Origin of the sequence: Iodidimonas muriae (genome assembly GCF_014647255.1) — a bacterium.
Lineage (GTDB): Bacteria > Pseudomonadota > Alphaproteobacteria > Sphingomonadales > Rhodothalassiaceae > Iodidimonas > Iodidimonas muriae.
Window position 1 is genome coordinate 141,577 of record NZ_BMOV01000005.1, and the last position, 18,003, is coordinate 159,579.

Annotated in this window: 17 protein-coding genes and 1 pseudogene; 2 read left to right on the plus strand and 16 right to left on the minus strand. The window is 56.5% G+C overall.

The window, feature by feature from the left end; translation table 11 throughout:
• Nucleotides 1–3 precede the first annotated feature (3 nt).
• From IEX96_RS08545 to IEX96_RS08610, 14 genes are all read right to left on the minus strand, one after another.
• Nucleotides 4–1,431 (minus strand): relaxase/mobilization nuclease domain-containing protein, encoded by a 1,428-nt coding sequence (locus IEX96_RS08545; protein WP_150005678.1) that lies wholly within the window; start codon nucleotides 1,429–1,431, stop codon nucleotides 4–6.
• Nucleotides 1,428–1,811 carry a plasmid mobilization relaxosome protein MobC gene (gene mobC, locus IEX96_RS08550; RefSeq protein WP_188873777.1) on the minus strand — a complete coding sequence of 128 codons (384 nt, stop codon included), beginning with the start codon at nucleotides 1,809–1,811 and terminating at the stop codon, nucleotides 1,428–1,430. Before mobC ends, IEX96_RS08545 begins: the two co-directional genes overlap by 4 nt.
• 190 nt (nucleotides 1,812–2,001) lie before the next feature.
• Entirely contained in the window at nucleotides 2,002–3,723 is a 1,722-nt protein-coding gene (locus IEX96_RS08555) for a SulP family inorganic anion transporter (protein WP_188873778.1), read from the minus strand.
• A gap of 109 nt (nucleotides 3,724–3,832) precedes the next feature.
• Nucleotides 3,833–4,276 (minus strand): protein tyrosine phosphatase family protein, encoded by a 444-nt coding sequence (locus IEX96_RS08560; RefSeq protein ID WP_150005676.1) that lies wholly within the window; start codon nucleotides 4,274–4,276, stop codon nucleotides 3,833–3,835.
• A 24-nt stretch (nucleotides 4,277–4,300) separates the two neighbouring features.
• Nucleotides 4,301–5,188, minus strand: a complete 888-nt coding sequence (locus tag IEX96_RS08565; RefSeq protein WP_188873779.1) for an MBL fold metallo-hydrolase — start codon at nucleotides 5,186–5,188, stop codon at nucleotides 4,301–4,303.
• A gap of 118 nt (nucleotides 5,189–5,306) precedes the next feature.
• Nucleotides 5,307–5,981 (minus strand): Crp/Fnr family transcriptional regulator, encoded by a 675-nt coding sequence (locus IEX96_RS08570; protein WP_150005675.1) that lies wholly within the window; start codon nucleotides 5,979–5,981, stop codon nucleotides 5,307–5,309.
• Nucleotides 5,982–6,114: 133 nt separating this feature from the next.
• Nucleotides 6,115–7,068, minus strand: a complete 954-nt coding sequence (locus IEX96_RS08575; protein WP_150005674.1) for a hypothetical protein — start codon at nucleotides 7,066–7,068, stop codon at nucleotides 6,115–6,117.
• A 2-nt stretch (nucleotides 7,069–7,070) separates the two neighbouring features.
• Nucleotides 7,071–7,850, minus strand: coding sequence for a hypothetical protein (locus tag IEX96_RS08580; protein ID WP_150005673.1), 780 nt, complete (start codon nucleotides 7,848–7,850; stop codon nucleotides 7,071–7,073).
• 745 nt (nucleotides 7,851–8,595) lie between these two features.
• Complete coding sequence (gene cydX / locus IEX96_RS08585; RefSeq protein ID WP_150005672.1) at nucleotides 8,596–8,733, minus strand: cytochrome bd-I oxidase subunit CydX; 138 nt, start codon at nucleotides 8,731–8,733, stop codon at nucleotides 8,596–8,598.
• A gap of 15 nt (nucleotides 8,734–8,748) precedes the next feature.
• The gene (gene cydB / locus IEX96_RS08590) at nucleotides 8,749–9,909 is read right to left on the minus strand and encodes a cytochrome d ubiquinol oxidase subunit II (RefSeq protein WP_188873780.1); all 1,161 of its coding nucleotides are present in this window, start codon (nucleotides 9,907–9,909) and stop codon (nucleotides 8,749–8,751) included.
• Nucleotides 9,906–11,528 carry a cytochrome ubiquinol oxidase subunit I gene (locus IEX96_RS08595; protein ID WP_188873781.1) on the minus strand — a complete coding sequence of 541 codons (1,623 nt, stop codon included), beginning with the start codon at nucleotides 11,526–11,528 and terminating at the stop codon, nucleotides 9,906–9,908. Before IEX96_RS08595 ends, cydB begins: the two co-directional genes overlap by 4 nt.
• Before the next feature lie 109 nt (nucleotides 11,529–11,637).
• On the minus strand, nucleotides 11,638–13,257 hold the full coding sequence (locus IEX96_RS08600) for an amino acid ABC transporter ATP-binding/permease protein (protein WP_150005671.1): 1,620 nt from the start codon (nucleotides 13,255–13,257) through the stop codon (nucleotides 11,638–11,640).
• A complete protein-coding gene (locus IEX96_RS08605) occupies nucleotides 13,254–14,918 on the minus strand; it encodes an ABC transporter ATP-binding protein/permease (protein WP_210431245.1) in 1,665 nt (554 codons plus the stop codon). Before IEX96_RS08605 ends, IEX96_RS08600 begins: the two co-directional genes overlap by 4 nt.
• A gap of 812 nt (nucleotides 14,919–15,730) precedes the next feature.
• Nucleotides 15,731–16,723 carry an alpha/beta fold hydrolase gene (locus IEX96_RS08610; protein ID WP_188873782.1) on the minus strand — a complete coding sequence of 331 codons (993 nt, stop codon included), beginning with the start codon at nucleotides 16,721–16,723 and terminating at the stop codon, nucleotides 15,731–15,733.
• Nucleotides 16,724–16,880: 157 nt separating this feature from the next.
• On the opposite strand from IEX96_RS08610, the pseudogene IEX96_RS14305 reads away from it, so the two are divergent.
• A pseudogene (locus IEX96_RS14305) lies at nucleotides 16,881–17,039 on the plus strand (Flp family type IVb pilin); the annotation flags it as partial.
• 130 nt (nucleotides 17,040–17,169) lie between these two features.
• Here the strand turns inward: IEX96_RS14305 and IEX96_RS08620 are convergent.
• The gene (locus IEX96_RS08620) at nucleotides 17,170–17,370 is read right to left on the minus strand and encodes a hypothetical protein (RefSeq protein WP_188873783.1); all 201 of its coding nucleotides are present in this window, start codon (nucleotides 17,368–17,370) and stop codon (nucleotides 17,170–17,172) included.
• Between the two features lie 100 nt (nucleotides 17,371–17,470).
• Between IEX96_RS08620 and IEX96_RS08625 the strand changes: the two genes are divergently transcribed.
• Complete coding sequence (locus tag IEX96_RS08625; protein ID WP_188873784.1) at nucleotides 17,471–17,758, plus strand: GIY-YIG nuclease family protein; 288 nt, start codon at nucleotides 17,471–17,473, stop codon at nucleotides 17,756–17,758.
• A 17-nt stretch (nucleotides 17,759–17,775) separates the two neighbouring features.
• Here the strand turns inward: IEX96_RS08625 and IEX96_RS08630 are convergent, their stop codons facing one another.
• Nucleotides 17,776–17,976 carry a hypothetical protein gene (locus tag IEX96_RS08630; RefSeq protein WP_150001487.1) on the minus strand — a complete coding sequence of 67 codons (201 nt, stop codon included), beginning with the start codon at nucleotides 17,974–17,976 and terminating at the stop codon, nucleotides 17,776–17,778.
• Nucleotides 17,977–18,003: the final 27 nt, after the last annotated feature.

Genomic DNA, 18,003 nt, shown 5'->3' on the forward strand with positions numbered 1-18,003 from the left:
ATGCTATCGGTCGAGATCAGGACCGTCATAAGACGGTCCTTCTCTTTTTTGCTCGCGCAGTTTGCGCAAGCGATCTTGCGCCGACGTGGTGGAACGCGTCTGACGCTCGGGCTTGCGCTCTTTGAGTTTGTCGAAACGGGGACGTTCCGGCTGCTTCTTCGGTTCGGCTCGCAGCGTATCCAAACGCTCGAAGGCGGTCTTTGCCTTGGGCTCTTCACCTCGGCGCATCAGGCGAAAGTTGGCAGCATCGTGATGCAGGGCGCGCAGTGCTTGCGCATGTTTGGTGCGCGCAGCATTGATTTCCTTTTGCAGATCGCCGCGCTCGCGCAGTTGCGCGTTGATCGTCATTTGCCGCTGATCCTGATCGCGGCGCAGCGCCCACATCGCTTCAAGCTGGTTCTGTTTTTCGAGCTGAGCTCGCTTGCCTGTCAGACGATCCCACAATCCCATCATACCTTTGCGGAAGCGATCCGCTCTTGTTCGGGCTTCAGCTTCAAACCGCGCCTTCTGGCCTGCGTCCAGTTTGGCGCGTTCTTCGGCATGCGCTTTCGTCATCTCCATGCGGCGCGCATTCAGTTGATCGATTTCGGCGCGGGCGGATGCGCGGGCTTCATCGACATGCGATTTGATGCGCGGAAGAATATCTTCAGCAATGCGCTTGCGGGTCTCCTCAACGCTGTTCAATGCGTCGGGCTTTCCAAGACGGGCGTGCAACTCTTTCGCTTTCTTGCCCGTCGCCCGTGAGATCGAGATAACTTCACCTTCGAAGGTGACAGCCACATGGCCGCGCCGATCCCCGCGCGCCAAATGAAACCCGCGTTCTTCGAGAGCGTGGGCGAAGGTGCGCGCTGAGTCCGAAGTCGCCCAGGCTTCCTGTATCAGTTCTTTCAGTTCGCCCGCATGACGTCCGATCCGCTTGGCCTGCTGCCATTCATCAAGCGAGAAGTTGCGTGGGTCGCGGTCCTTCGGATCGATCAGGCCGCGCGGCATTTGCCAGCCGTTCTCAAGATAGAGCTGGCGCGAAACTTCCCGAAGCTTGTTCTTGTAGAACGACATCGGCTTGGCGGTCATCGTCTCGGGGTCGATCCGGCTCCATACCGCATGACAGTGCCGCCGTCCTTCCTTCTCGTGGAAAACGACGACGCGCGGCTGGCCCGTCAGGCCGTTTTTCTTTTCGATGGCTTCCAGTGCTTTTTCGAAGGTGCGAACGTGGACACGCTCGTTGTCGGGCGGATTCAGAGACACCGAAAACATGAACTGTCGGCACTTTGTGCCTTTGGCGATGGCTTCGGCTTCGCGCAGCGCGCCGACGACATCATCGGACATGAAGCCGCGAATATCGTGCAGCTCGACATGCTCGTTTTCTTCGGTCTTGAGGAGATGCAGCCCGAGCTGTTTTGCGCCGCTTCGTTGTGATCCTTTCAGGATCATGGCGGCTCCACATCGGTACGATGGCCGAGCGCGCGAAGAAGCTCCCGCCGCATCAGCGCCACGTCGGCGCATGCGCGCCGAATGTCGCGTTCCGTATCGGGGAGAACGGGCAGCGTACCGAGATTGGCCATCTTGGCGAGCTGGTTCAGATTGTTGGCGATCCTCGATTGCCCAAGCATGGCGAGAACCTGCGCCAGCTTCTGTTCATCCTTGATCGGGCGACGGGACCGCGCCCGTGCGCGTTTCTTATTGAGCCCCTGACCATCGAAGACCTTGCGTCGGATATACGCCCCAAGCGGCATATCGCCAGCCAGCTCTTCAAGCCTTGCACGCTCTTCAAAAGTCAGTCTGAGGGAGAAGGGAGGCGTCTTCGTTGTCATCCGACCTCCCTGTGAACGTCTATCTCAAGATCGTTCACAGGGTCGTCGATTGTCTCAAGTACCTGATTCCATTCAGAAAGAACTTCGAACAGATAGTTCGAACTTTCTCTACTCAGGTGCACCATTTCCTTCTTTTTCCGGTCTTTTCGTGATTCGTTGGCGCCCATATTTTCAATGGGCGGCACGCGGGCTACCCTTTTTCAGGGATGAGAGCCTTCCATGCGTCATATTGGGACAGATAGATAGATCCGGTGAGATGGTTTAAAAATGACGAGCGCTTGAGGCGGTCTTCTACCGGGCCTTTCACCTCGCTCAGATGCAAGGTGATCGTCTGGTCTTTCAGCCGCTGATTGATGGCCTCGAGGCTTTCCACAGCGGAAAGATCAACCTCATTCACCGCAGAGCACATCAAAACCACATGCCGGATATCCAGATCGCCCGCCAGCCGGTTCAGCAGATAATCTTCAAGATAGCGCGCATTGGCAAACCACAGGCTTTCATCAATCCGCAGGGTAAGGACGCTTGGGGTCGTTTCGACCTTGTGGCGCAAGATATTACGGAAATGCTGGGTGCCGGGGACAAGGCCCACCTCGGCGATATGGGGGCGTGAACTGCGCCACAGATACAACAGGATGGACAGTATCACGCCAGCAGAAACACCGGCCTCCACACCGGTCATAAGGGTCACCAAGATCGTTGCACTGACCGCAGCAAAATCAGCCCGTGAATAGGTCCATGCCGTATGCAGGATTTTAAAATCCACAAGGCTCATGACAGCGACAATAATCGTTGCTGCCAGAGTGGCTGTCGGCAGAAAATAGATCAAAGGGGTGAGCGCAAGGGCGGCAATCGCCAAGCCAATGGCGGTAAAGGCGCCGGCTGCAGGTGTTTTGGCACCGGCATCATAATTCACAACAGAGCGGGCAAAGCCCCCCGTTACCGGATAGCCGCCGGTGAAGGCGGCCCCGATATTGGCCGCGCCCAGCCCGATCAATTCCTGATCAGGATCAATGCGCTGGCGCTTTTTTGCCGCAAGGGTTTGTGCGACCGAGATGGATTCCACAAAACCGATGATTGAAATCAGCAAGGCGGGCAGGGCAAGGGTCGCAATCAAGTCGGTGTCAAGATCGGGGATGGTAAAGGGCGGCAGGCTTTGCGGGACAGCCCCCACAATTGCCACGCCGCGATCTGCCAGGTCCAGCAAGGCCACAAGGAGAGTGGTGACAATAATTGCCAGCACCGGCCCTATTCTTGACAGGGTGTCGCTTATGCCATCTGCCATGCCCATGCGCTTCAGCAAGGGCTTCATTCCTTTGCGCACCCAGAACAGAAAGGCCGTAGATCCGGCCCCGATGAGCAGGGTTGGCAGAGTGATGTCACCAATATGCCGCGCCAAGGACAGCAGCATTTCCGGTAATGTGTATCCAGAGGCCGGAACACCAAGGATGTGCTTCATTTGGCTGGTTGCGATCAACAGGCCACTGGCGGTGATGAACCCGGCAATCACGGGATGACTGAGGAAATTTGCGATGAACCCCATGCGCAACACCCCCATCACAAAAAGCATACCGCCCGACAGCAAGGCCAGCGTTAAAGCGGCTGCGGCATATCCCATGCTGCCTTCCGAGGCGACCTGACTGACGGCGGCGGCTGTCATCAAAGATACCACCGCCACCGGGCCCACGGCCAGCACCCGGGATGTTCCAAAGAGGGCATAAAGCAGGATCGGCACGATCGAGGCATAAAGCCCGGCTTCAGGCGGAAGCCCCGCCAGCATGGCATAGGCAAGAGACTGGGGAATCAGCATAATTGTCACGATCACCGCAGCCATCAAGTCGGCTGTCAGTGTCTTGCCGCCATAAGTGCGACCCCAATCGAGAACAGGCAGATATCGGCGCAGAAATATTGGCATTGGTTAGCGATCCTCACAAGCTGCCCGTGGCAGCCGCCTGCCACAGGCCAGCACATCAAAGGCCTGCAGCACGGCGGCCTGAGCCATGCCGCACCTTATGGTCACGATATTATTTTAACGTCTTTTTATCGGGGGAGGCGTGCTTGGCGATCTGCCGGGCGATGCCGCTCATGTCATAGCCGGCAGCTTTTGTTGCGGCCAGAATGTCATCGAGCGGACGGCCGCGTGCCTGGCTTAGGGACCAAAGCATGGCCGACCGTGTTCCACTGCGGCAATAGGCGAGTATAGGCCCCGGCAAATCGCGCAAGCTGTGGTCAAACAGCGCTATATCTTCATCCCGAACCTGCCCGTTGATAATGGGCACATACCGTATCTCCAGCCCTGCGGCTGTGGCGGCGGCTTCTATGGTTTTGAAGGCGGGTTGATCGGCGCTTTCCCCATCAGGCCGATTGCAGATAATTCCGCGAAAGCCCTGATCTTTTAAAGCGGGGATATCTTCTGCGCGGATCTGGGCAGAAACGCTCAAGCTGTTGTCGATTTTTTTGATATCCATGGTGCATATCCTTTTATCGTTGGCTCACAGCACATTGATGGGCACCTTGAGGAACCGTGTTCCGCTATCATCCTCTGGCGGCAAATGACCGCCGCGCATATTCACCTGCAAGGAAGGGATAATCAGCCGCGGCATGCCCAGTGTTGCATCGCGCTCGGTGCGGAACTTGATATATTGCTCTTTCGTTTTGCCGCCCCCCACATGGATATTGTGGGCTTTTTGTTCGGCCACCGTGGTTTCCCACGCAATGTTCCGGCCATCGGGGCCATAATCGTGGCACATGAACAGGCGCATATGGTCAGGCAGGCTCAGCACCTTCTGGATTGACTCATAAAGCACGCCAGCGTCTCCACCGGGAAAGTCGGCGCGCGCCGATCCGCTGTCAGGCATGAACAATGTGTCACCAACAAAGGTCGCATTGCCTATGATATGGGTCATACAGGCAGGGGTATGGCCCGGTGTCAGGATGGCAAAACAGTCCATTTCACCGATTTTGTAGGTGTCGCCATCATCAAACAACCGGTCGAACTGGCTGCCGTCACGGCGAAATCCGGTGCCTTCATTGAACACCTTTCCAAACAGATCTTGCACAACAAGGATATTGCGCCCGATACCAAGTTTGCCGCCCACGCGTTCCTGAATATAAGGCGCGGCACTCAGATGATCGGCATGGACATGGGTTTCAATCAACCAGTCCACGGTCCAGCCCTTTTTTGTGACAAAGGCAATGATGCGGTCTGCCCCTTCATAGCTGGTGCGTCCGGCGGCATAGTCGAAATCCATAACGGAATCGATAATGGCACAATGCTCCGACTCTGGATCTTTGACGACATAGGAAATGGTGTTGGTGTCATCGTCGAAAAAGCCAAAGACGTCGGGTTTCACATCCATCTGAACGGGATAGTCGGTCATGGCAAAGTCTTTTCGGAGACGATTATCTTTTCCCATATTTGTTGTCATGGATTATCCCCTGTTAAAGAACATCACAGGGGCATCATGCATTATGGGGCCATATATCTTGGTGACTTTGTTACAATTCCCCGGCGGAATGGATCAGCCGCTGAAGGCCTTCCCGCCCGACCAGCCGGATTTCGCCACGATGTTGTTCAATCCAGCCGCGCCGCTGGAATTCCGATAATGTGCGCGACACGACTTCACGCGCGGTTCCCAGTTCGGTCCCCAGCATCTGGTGGGTGGCGTGAACCACATTGTCTGTTGCAAGGTCCAGCAAGCGCGCTGCCAAGCGCACATCCATGCGCTGGAAGACGATGTCATCGATTAAGGTGAACAGGTCTGTGATCCGCCGGGAATAGGCCTTGAATACAAACTCGCGAAAAACAGATGATTTGGCGGCCAGAGAGTCAAAGGTTTCACGGGGGATGGTCACCGCGCGAACATCGGTTTCAGCCACGCCATCCGCGGCATAATCTTCAAAAGCCAACATGCAAGCGGTTGTGAGAACGCAGCTTTCACCGGCCTGTACCCGATATAAAAAGACCTCGCGGCCCGTTTCGGATTTTTGCTGGACACGCACGGTCCCATCAAGCAGCAACAATAGATTGTCCGCCGATTGCCCCGGCGCAAAAATCTGCGTGCCTTCTGGAAGGCTGACCACCGAACTGCCCGAGACAAGGGCCGCACGCAAATCAGGTGGCAGGCTTTTCAAGCCTTCAAAACGGTCTATCCATTGCCCATCGTCTTGCATACATCCTGCCCCTTGTTTGAAAATGCGCGGGCGTTTTTCTCCCCCGCATAACAGATACAATGGGTTACAACTTATGCCTTGTGAAGGGCGCCATTCTTTGATGTCGTAGCGGCGAATGCCTTTAATTTACAAATCATTCAGGCAGGGAAGTGGTCACTTCTTGGCCGTTGGGGCTTTCTTCCTGATGTGTTTCGGCTAATCTCAATAAATGCTCAACACCCCGGGCGGCAAATTCTGCGCGCGGAACATCAAATGCGTCCGCCAAGGCGATCAAGGCGTCTACATCGGGTGAGACAGCGCGCCCTTCGATCAACCCGAGATACCAATCCAAGTTGATTTCAACCTCACCCGCTTTGGTGGACTGGGCCAGTTGGGCCATCCGCTTTAAAGCTGTCGGGAACGGTACTGACCGATCTGCAAGTGTTTCACGGATCGTAATGCGGAGCTTGTCGGGAGAGGGGGCTGTGGCGTTCGGAATGAAACCGCGTCTCCGGCTGAGCCATTGGCGGGCCTCGGCAGAAGAAAGAATGTATGATTTCTCATTGTTTTCGACCTTCGGCTGTTCCAGTTTAAACCCTTCCTTGCTGAGACTTGAACGCACAGTCGCTTCAGTCATATTTGACAGCAAGGCCAATTCGCGTACGTTAAGATCGCTATTTTCGTGGGTCAAATTCCAGCGCGTGACCGCCGTCTCGAGGACTCGATACAATGAAGAGTGGCTTTTGTCCCAAAATCCGGTCGGTTCGCCTTCGTTATCTGCTTGAGCATAGCCTCCCGACAGCAGTCCGCAACAGACATCATGCCAGACATCTGACGTGAAGTCTTGCCACCCTTCGACCTGATAGGCATAGCACCATGCTGCTCGAACGAAGTCATAAAGTTGGTGTCGCGTGATATCAACGCTGGCAATCTCTTCGTCGCTCATCATGTCCTTGCCCGCGAATTCGACCGGTTGTCCGAGAAAGCTTGCAACGGTGGTTCCGTCATCATGGGGGCCGAACCTCTGAAGTATTGAGGCCATGGCAATGATTGCATCGCGGACCTGTGCTTCGATCTCTGGCCACTCGTGGGGGATGGTCTGCGCCATGATCATGCTCCTTTCTGCATGGATACTTTCGCTTTGAGCGCATGAAATGCAGTCAAAAGCGTGTCTGGGTTCGTTTTTCTTGATGCCTTCTCTGGCGCTTTGCGCCCTAAAAAGACGGCTATTCGTTCGGCATTGGCCCCGCTGGGATGTGGTAATCCGTTAAGGATTCTTTTCGGATCCAAGAATCCCTTTCCAACAAGATGTTGCAATGCTTTATCTACACGTGGGCCAAGGGGAAGCCATAAAGCGTTTGGCAATAACCTTGCCTCCTCAGCCAAGTGGGTTTCGATCATGTGGCGCAATATAGGCGTGCGCAACATATCTGGCGTGCCGTTGTAATTCTTGCCATTGACGAAGACGGGATAGCGCAGGGCAGACGTAAAATGAATTTCTTGCGACCCGGGGTGGAAGAGCCAGGCTGTGGAATCCAAGCCCAGATATGTCGCGATGCCAATCGCGTCCAACATTGCAACGAGATTGCTTCTAAGCGGGCCGCTAAAGCTTGCAGTCAATTTTGCTTCGATCAAAGCATCCAAAACAGGCTTGTTTTGCCGCATTGCTGTGTGAGCGGTAGTCAAGGCATTTATCGCCTGGACCTGACCAGGGGTAATTCCAACGATTACAATCCGCGCTTTGCGCTCAACATAGTCAAAAGGTGCGTAGCAAATGCGGATTTTCCCCTCCTCTGCGATAGTCATCGCTTGGGAAGTGATAGGTCCGACCACCGGCGTATTCGTGATGCGGTCAAGGTAGGTTGAGGCGAGTGTAAGATCTTGTTCCATATTGGAAAAAACTCCAGTTCTATTGCATCAGTGGCGGCGCATCCGGCGTGTCCGTCGGGCAACTGTAATGATGATCCCTTGGTACGATTCGATGATGTAAGCCCCCCGATAGCGACTAAGGGCTTGCCGCCGACGCCGGTCACCCTCTGCAATTAAATGCAGTGTTTCGTCGTCCAGCGTCAGGGACAACGCACCTCGAGAGTGAACGGGCCTTCCAAAGTCTTGAATCAGTTGAAGAATATTTACCGGAAGGTTGCGGTGTGTGCTGCGTCTTTTGGCGTGATGTGTCATTCGCATGGGCTCCCCCATTAGCTGATAAGGTAATATTGTCATATTTCTTTTCATTGGTCAAGAAAAAAGTAATAAAGCAATATTTCTATATCATTTTTATGAAAATTCTCTTGAAAAAGCAGTGCTTTATGGGGTGATTAGACCGGAAGTTCGGGATGCGTCGAGCATCCCGCCATGCCGTTCAGGCCAGCAGGAATAGGTATGCTCGGCCATGCCAAAAGTTGGCGCACAGCCTTGCCAACCGTGTGGCCTTGGCTCAACAGAACCACCGCCTCATGCAGTTTCGAAATAGTCTATTCAGGTGTGTAACGTTTTGATGACCTATGAAATTTCTTCTTACTCATGGTCATAAATAGGAAGAAAGCCGCTCTCTTGAAACGGGTCGCTTTTCGGGGGGAGGCCGCCATCCGGATTTAACGGACCGCGGCCTTTGATCGGATCTGGGCTATTATTCTCAGCGCGGATCGTGGCCCCCGTCCGGGTCGGCATGTCCCATATGTGCGCGGTCGCTTTCTATCTCTAGCCACATCGCATTAACGACGGCAAACAGGGCTGCAAGGGGCAGGCCAAGAAACCAGGCGAAATACCACATAACGCGTTCCTTTCCTTAATAAGCCGAATGATTGTCGGTGACATCGGCCTCGGTAACCTTGCCCCACAAAACCCGATAAACCCATGCGGTGTAGGTAAGGATGATCGGCATGAAGATCAGTGTCGCCACAAGCATGATGAACAGTGTCTGATGGGATGAAGAACTGTCCCACACCGTTAGCGAAGAGCGCGGGTCCAGCGAAGACGGCAGGATAAAGGGAAACATGGTAAGCCCCACCGATGAAATGGCCCCGAAAATGCCAAGCTTCGACCAAAGAAGGGTTGAACCTTCGCGCCCGGCACGTAGCCCCAAAACCACCATGATCATGCCAAGAAGGCCAAGCCCCGGTGCCAGAGCAATCCATGGCCGTTCCCCATAAACAGAAAGCCAGCTGCTTGTGCGGACGACATCGGAATAAAGCGGATTGGACGGCCCATCGGGAACAATATTTTCTGCCAAGGCATAGCCGCTGATGCCATAGGCAAGCCACAGGCCCGCAAGCACATAGCCGCCGATGGTCACAAGTCCGGATATGGTGCCCATGGACCGCGCCCGTGTGGCAACAACACCTTCCGCCTTGAACGAAATCCATGCGGCCCCGTGGGTAACCAGCATCGCCAAAGACATCACACCCACCAAAAGTGCGAACGGATTTAAAAGACCTGCGAATTTGGCATAAAAGGCCCCCTCATAGCGGGCGAAAAGATCGGGGGTAAGCTCGAAAGGCACGCCTTGCAAAACATTGCCCACCGCCACGCCAAAGATAAGCGCCGGCACCGCGCCTCCTGCAAATAATGCCCAATCCCAGCTTTTTCTCCAGCGTACATTCTGGCGCTTTGAGCGGAATTTGAAGGCCACAGGCCGCACGATCAGGGCCGCAAGGATGATAAACATGGCAAGGTAAAAGCCTGAAAAGCTGACGGCGTAAAGCGGCGGCCATGCTGCAAAAATCGCGCCGCCACCAAGAATGAACCAGACCTGGTTTCCTTCCCAGACCGGGCCAACCGTATTGATGACCACGCGGCGTTCGGCATCGGTTTTGGCGACAAAGGGCAAGAGCGCGCCCACCCCCATATCGAAACCGTCCGTAAGTGCAAAACCGATCAGCAACACGCCCAAAAGCGCCCACCAGATTATCCGCAGAAGGTCGTAATCGATCAATTCATGCAAGATCATGGCAACTGCTCCTCGGATAGTGGGGCGAAGGGCCCCTTGCCGTCATGGGTGCGCAATTGATGTTGGTGTTTCGCCATCCATTTTTCAGTTTCTTCCACATCCTCGAACGGGCCTTTGCGGATATATTTCAGCATCAGGCCCATTTCGACGATGAAAAGCACCGTATAAAAGGCAATGAAACCAACAAGTGTCAGCAACAAATCCTGTACCGAAAGATGACTGACCGACAATGCGGTTGGCAGCACGCCATCCACTGTCCATGGCTGTCGGCCATATTCGGCAACGAACCAGCCCAGTTCTGCGGCAATCCACGGCGTGGGGATAACCGCCACCGCTCCCCAAAGCGCCCAACGCGGATAAACCTGCCCGCGAAAGCTTGACCGCCAGAAAAAATACGCCATCACAGCAATGAAGCTGAAGCCCAGCGCCACCATCAGGCGGAATGACCAGAAAAGCGGCCAGACTGTTGGTAATGTGTCATTGGCGGCCTGAGCGATCTGCGCCTCGCTGGCATCACGCGGGTCATCCACATAGCGTTTCAGCAAGAAGGCATAGCCCAGATCATTGCCATGTTCCTCGAATGTGGCCCGCACGTCTGCGCTTGTGTTCCCCCGGTCTTTGCGGATGGTCATCAAGGCATCATAAGCGATGATCCCCGAGCGAACGCGCTCTTGTGCCACGTCGAGCAGATCATTGATCCCCGGAATATCGGTGGTGAGAGAACGGGTGCCGATCAGCCCCATAACATAAGGGATATGGACCGCATATTTCGTCTCGCGCGCTTCTTGGTCGGGCACGCCGAATACTGTAAATGCGGCCGGTGCGGGTTCGGATTCCCACATCCCTTCTATGGCGGCCAGCTTCATTTTCTGGTTGAGGGTTGCAGAATATCCGGATTCATCGCCCAGAATCACAACCGATAGCGCCGATGCCAGACCAAAAGATGCGGCAACCGTAATGGAACGGCGCGCCAGTTCAACATGGCGGCCTTTAAGCAGATACCAGGCCGAAACACCAAGAACGAAAACCGCCGCCGTGACATAACCGGCAGAAACCGTATGGACGAATTTTGCCTGTGCGACGGGATTGAACATCACATCGAAGAAGCTGGTCATTTCCATCCGCATGGTATCGGGGTTGAAAACGGCCCCCACCGGATTTTGCATCCAGCCATTGGCGATCAAAATCCACAATGCAGAGAAATTCGACCCGATAGCCACCAGCCATGTCACGGCCAGATGGCCGATCCTGCTCAGCTTGTCCCAGCCAAAGAAGAACAGGCCTACAAAGGTTGCTTCAAGGAAAAAGGCCATCAGCCCTTCAAGGGCAAGGGGGGCGCCGAAAATATCGCCGACATAATGACTGAAATAGGACCAGTTCATTCCGAACTGGAATTCCATCGTGATCCCGGTTGCAACGCCGATCGCAAAATTGATCCCGAAAAGCAGGCCCCAGAATTTTGTCATCTGACGCCAGATCGGCCGCCTTGTCATGACATAGACGGTTTCCATGATGGCGATAACGATTGATAAGCCAAGCGTTAGCGGCACGAAAAGGAAATGATACATAGCTGTCAGCGCAAATTGCAGGCGCGACAACTCGACAATATCGAGCTCCATTCCCGGCTCTCCTTGTTATCAGGACTGCCGACGGCCTTTATGCTCGCGAGAAGGTCGGAGGGCAGATGCCTGTTTGGTGCAATCCATATCTTGCTTGCCCAATATATGGTTACAAAAGCAGCGGTATTTGTCTATCAAACATCGGGTGGTTTGCATTGCGGTGTAACGTCGCAAGGATGGCGGTTTGCGGCAAAGCGCGCCTGATGCCGGACAGCACGCGATCGGCCGTTGCTTCATCCAGCCCTTCCGTGGGTTCATCCAAAAGCAAAAGCTGTGGTTGCCTTATGATGGCGCGGGCCAATGCAAGGCGCTGGGCCTGTCCGCCCGACAATCCCGCACCGGCTTCTCCAAGGGGCGCGTCCAGCCCACCGCGTTCCCGGATCACCGCATCAAGGGATATGGCCGCAAGGGCCTGCCATAGTGCGCTTTCAGGCACATCGGCCGCCAGATTGAAATTTTCACGGATGGTGCCCGCCAGCAAAACACTGCGTTGCGGCACCATGGTGACAAGATCGCGCAAGGAAGAGTCTGGCCAATCGGCAGGGGCGCGGCCAAGAATGGCAATGCCTGAGCTTTCGGCAAGCCCGGCAATCTCCATCAGCAGGCTGGTCTTGCCACTTCCGCTTGCCCCCGTAAGGGCGACCGCTTCACCCGGTTCAATTATGAAGGTGAGAGGCGCTTTCCTGACAGCAAGCACCGGCGGCGATGCTCCGGCATTTTCATGGCAAAGGGGGCTTTTTGGCTTTGATTTTTCCGGTTTTTCCTTTTCGCCATAGCCTATCCGCTTTGCCGCGCCGGCCATCTTGCCATAATCGGCGATGCCCCGCCTTAGCGGCATCAAGGTTTCCGCCAAGGCCAGCGCCACAAAAATCCCGATCACGCCCACCGCCGGCCCCATCACGCCTTGCGCCACCAGCCAGCCGCCAAGGCCAAGGGCACAGGCCGTAACCAGCGTTACCAACATGGTGATGGCCAGTGCCGCCCCGCGTTCGGCCCGATCCAGTTGTTGTGCCGCCTTGCGGATGTTGCCATCCAGTGAAAGCAGATCCGCTTCACGGTCATCCAACCGTGCATCCAAAATCAGGGATTGGCGGTTCCGGATCATATCGATCACACCCCGCCGAAGAGATTGGCTTTCTTTTTCTGCCCTGTCCGAAGGCTTTATGCTGCGGCGGGCAAGCTGCCAGAAGATAAGGATCGCCAGCGGGATATATCCTGCCAGCAAGGCGCAGGCGATGGCCCATCCCGCCAGCCAGCCAATGGCCAGAAAAACGATCAGATGGGTGGCAAGGGCGGCAACAGCCGGCAAAAGCAGGCGCAAGACAACGCCATCCAAAGCATCCACATCGGCTATGATCCGGGTCAGCACCGCTTCGCTGCGCAAGCGTGAAAGCGCCCGGCTGTCCAGCCACACCTGACGGCGCAAAAGCCTTACCCGAAGAAAAGCCAGTGCGCGTAATGTGGCATCATGGGTGAAAACATGTTCGCCATAGCGCGCCGCCGTGCGCCCCAAGGCCAGAAACCGCACACCGGCAGAGGGCCGGAACACATCAAAGGCAATGCCAAGCCCTGCAATGCCGGCCAGCCCTGTTGCGGTGATGAACCAGCCGGACAATCCCAGAAGGGCGGCACCCATCAGCAAAACAAGAACGCTAAGCACGGCGCCGCGCATCATGGCCTGCGGTGCTGCGGCCAGAATCATCTGGATGATGGGGAAAAGTGTTTTCATTGCCCCACCTCGACCCTGCGGTCCATAAGCGCGGCAAGATCCGGATCATGGGTGGCAACGATGACGCTGTGCCCGTTTTCCTTTAAATGCATAAGGGCGCGGATAATCATTGCCGCCGTATCAGGGTCAAGATCGGCTGTCGGTTCATCGGCCAGAATCAGTTCGCGTCCGCTCAAGATAGCGCGGGCGATCATCAAACGCCGCGCCTCGCCGCCAGATACACCGCCGCCGGTTTCTCCCAATCGGGTTCGAAGCCCATAAGGAAGGCGCAAAACCACCTGATCCACCTCGGCCCGTTTCAGTGCAGGCCAAGGGTCGGTATGGCGCTTATCGGGATCAAGCCACGCATATAAAGGCTGGTCGGGGAAATGCGGTCTTTGCGGCACAAGGGCGATGCGCGCCCGCCACGCATCGGCTGTTTCATGGTCAAGCCGATGGCCGCAAACCGTGATCTGCCCATCCGCCAAAGGCACCAGCCCCGCAAGTGCTGCAAGCCCCGTGCTTTTGCCTGCGCCGCTTTCACCGATCAGGGCCAGGGATTGCCCCCTTTTCAGGGAAAAATCCGGCAAGGTTACCCTGCGGCCCGGCAAGGCCGCCACCACACCGGCCAGAGACAGCGTCAAAGGCCCGTCCAAGGGGCGCGCGGCCCGCGCCTCCCCCAGAAAGGGCGCACGTTCCGCCCCGTCCAAAGCATCAAGCTCGGCCAGAACAGACAAACCGGCGGCGCGGTCATGCCACGCGGCGGCAAGCTCGCGAAAGGGTTGAAAAAAGTCGGGGGCGATCAAAAGCAGGAACAGCCCTTCGCCAAGGGAAAGCGGCGCGCTCCAGCTTCCGAAGGTGATTTCCCCCAAAAGGGTAAAGCCAACGAACACCGCGACCATGGCAACACCGATGGCGCTGAAAAGCTCCAGAACCGTTGATGATAAAAAGGCGATGCGCAAAACCGCCATCGTTTTGATGCGCAAGGCTTCGGCCCTGTCTGAAAAATCCGCAAGGGCTTTGTCTGCGGCCCCTAAAAGCCGGATATCAAGCATGGCGGACAAGCGGTCCATCACCATGGCGTTCATCGAGCCGATTTCATCCATCTGGCGACGGGATGCCTGTTCCGCTGCCATTCCGATAAGGATCATGAAAACCGGGATAAGCGGCCCTGCAACCAGCAGCACCAGCCCCACGATCCATGAAAACCAGAAGGAAATGAGAAGCAGAACAAGGGGAAGAACGGCCACCTTGATCATGGCGATGCTGTATCGGGTGATCCAAGGCTGAAGCAGCGGAAGTTTCTGGACGATAAGGGCGGCGATTTCTGCCGAACCAAGGGGTGCGCGGGCGCGGGCTTCACGGGTGATAAGGGCTGCCCGCTGGTGCGAGATTGTTTGGTCCGCGGCATCAAACAGGATCTGTCCGGCGCGGTGGTCGCAAAAAGCCCGAAGAAACCCGCCGGCCACAAAAATAGCGGCAGCCCATGGGGTGCGGCCCATATCTCCGGCAATCCAGCCCGCGATCGCCCAAGCCAAAGCGGCGGCCTGTATGGGCCAGATCAGCCCGGCCAAAACCGATAAGAGCCCGGCAAACCGCAAAGCATGTGCGATCGGTGCCGTGATCCCTGTGCCACGGGCCGGACGGACAGATGATGTGTCTTGCCGCCTTTGCCTCGCCACCAATGATCCTCTTTGCTCGAACGGTTCTTATCTGCGCACAAGAGCGCCCATATGTACAAATATCCTGATCACAAAACCACCGTCATCCCATTCCGTCCGTCACCTCCGACCACCCCACCATCGTCACCCCCGGACACCCTACTCGTCACCCGCCGGACACCCTACTCGTCACCCGCCGGACATCCCCACCATCGTCACCCCCGGACTTGATCCGGGGGTCCAGACCGGCGGGGCCGGCGCGCTCTACCAACAAAGAACTGGATTCCCGGGTCAAGCCCGGGAATGACGAAAAATGTTGAGTATCTATTCGTCACCCGCCGGACATCCCCACCATCGTCACCCCCGGACTTGATCCGGGGGTCCAGACCGGCAGGGCCGGAGCGCTCCACCAACAAAGAACTGGATTCCCGGGTCAAGCCCGGGAATGACGCAAAAGAAAGGGGCCAAAGCCCGGGAATGACGAAAAATGTTGAGTATCTATTCGTCACCCGCCGGACACCCCCCACCCGTCACCCCCGGACTTGATCCGGGGGTCCAGACCGGCAGGGCCGGAGCGCTCCACCAACAAAGAACTGGATTCCCGGGTCAAGCCCGGGAATGACGAAAAATGTTGAGTATCTATTCGTCACCCGCCGGACATCCCCACCATCGTCACCCCCGGACTTGATCCGGGGGTCCAGACCGGCGGGGCCGGCGCGCTCCACCAACAAAGAACTGGATTCCCGGGTCAAGCCCGGGAATGACGCAAGGGAGAGGAAGCCCGGGAATGACATAAGGGACACAACCGTAGCCCCACCCAACACCCATTCCCCCTAGCCCGCGAAATCCTCAACGGCCTTGAAAAACCCGTCCCGGATCGCATCCACCTCGCGCATGGGTTCATGGCGGCTGTTTGGCAGTTCAACCACATCCGCATGGGGCATGCGGGCGGCAAAGGCGCGGCTGGCGTGGTTATCTACCACCCGATCGCTTCCGGCGAGGATAAAGCGCGTCGGCACCGTGATCGCTTCGGCATAGCCTTTTTGCGCCAGCAGATCGCATGAGTTAAGGGCGGCGCGCAGCCAGCCCCATGTAACTCCGCCCAGTTTCAAATCGGGATTTTGCGCCACTTGCCAATCTTCCACGGCGAACCGCTGTGCATCCGATGTCAAAAGCCGCATCAGCCGCGCCCGTGCCTTGCCGCCCGCCCAATCTCCCTGGCCAAGGGCATAGCGTTCCCAAAAGCCCAAAGCCCCGGCCAGCGCCACCAGCCCGCGCACCAGCCACAAAGGCAAAGGCGAAAAGCGAATCCGCAGCATGGGGGCGCATAGCACCAGCTTATCCACCGATCGGGCCAATTGGGGATGATCATGCACCGCCCGCAGCGCCACATGGCCGCCCATGCTGTGGCCCAGCAAGGTGAAAGGGCGCGGCAGATCAAGCGCCGCCCCTTGGGCAACGAATCGGGCCACATCGTCTGCCATGGGGGCGAAATCTGCCACGAAATGGGCCTGACGATTCGCCAATGGGCGGCCGGAAAGCCCATGATTACGCATATCAAGGATGGCCACCGCAAAGCCTTTTTCAAGAAAATCGGCAATCACTTCCGCATAGCGTTCCATATATTCGGTGCGGCCCGGCACCAAAAAAAGGGTGCCGCGTGCTTTATGGCCCTGTGTTGGTGCCGGCCATGCCCGCATCCGCAGCCGCACCCCGTCGGCCCCTTGAAAATCGCCGTTTTGTGCGCCTTTTGGCAAGAAATAGCGGCGGCTTTCATGCATTTCATGGGGATGATTTGGGCTTGGGTTTCGGCTTTGTTTGGCCATGCGCGCATCTTTCTTCAATAATTGTCAAAATATGTCTGATTTTTACTTAAAATTCTATCTACCGTCTTTAAGAAAAGGCCATCTATCTGTTAACACAATTTCAATTTCTTACCGCCAGTCTTTGCTCATCGGACCTTGGACACACGGGAGAAACATGATGTTCAAATTTCTTCGTAATCTGAATAAAGACAAAAAGGGCGCCACCGCCATTGAATATGGCCTGATTGCCGCCCTTGTGGCCGTTGCCGCCATTGGTGCCATGACCGCCCTTGGGGGCAGCTTGCAGAACATTTTCGGTGAAGCCAGCTCTCAGTTGAACGATGCTCAAACTACGGCCCAGACTGGTGCTGGTGCTGGTGCTGGTGCTGGTGCTGGTGGTGGTGCTGGTGGTGGCGATGGCTCCTGATACTCTATCTTGATAGTCCTTGGGGTCAGCCGGGATTTTTTCAAAGCCCTCGCCATCCGGCGGGGGTTTTTCTTTGCTTGCCCACTTTCCCCATACGCGCCCCACCACCGTCACCCGCCGACCACCCCACACCCGTCACCCCGCCGGACACCCCACCATCGTCACCCCCGGACTTGATCCGGGGGTCCAGACCGGCAGGGCCGGAGCGCTCCACCAACAAAGAACTGGATTCCCGGGTCAAGCCCGGGAATGACGCAAGGGAAGATCAAGCCCGGGAATGACGAAGGGGGGCGGCCAAACGCGCCTTGACAGCTCAATAACCACTTGGAAAAGTGAAAGGGATGAGCGCCTATGTTTATATTCTCGCCAGCCAGCGCAATGGCACGCTCTATATTGGTGTGACAGCGGATATTGCCCGGCGCACCCACCAGCACCGCATGGGAAAGGGCGGCGGTTTTACACAGCGCTACGGCATATCCCGGTTGGTTTGGTACGAGCTTTGCCCGTCTATAACAGACGCTATTCAACGGGAAAAAACCCTGAAATCCTGGCCCCGCCGGTGGAAGCTGGATTTGATTGAAAAGGCAAATCCGCAGTGGGATGATCTGTGGGAACAATTGAACGCTTGAATGTTTGCCCACACCCGTCACCCGCCGGACACCCCACCATCGTCACCCCCGGACTTGATCCGGGGGTCCAGACCGGCGGGGCCGGAGCGCTCCACCAACAAAGAACTGGATTCCCGGGTCAAGCCCACCCCACATCCGTCACCCCCGGACTTGATCCGGGGGTCCAGACCGGCGGGGCCGGAGCGCTCCACCAACAAAGAACTGGATTCCCGGGTCAAGCCCGGGAATGACGAAGGGGGGCGGCC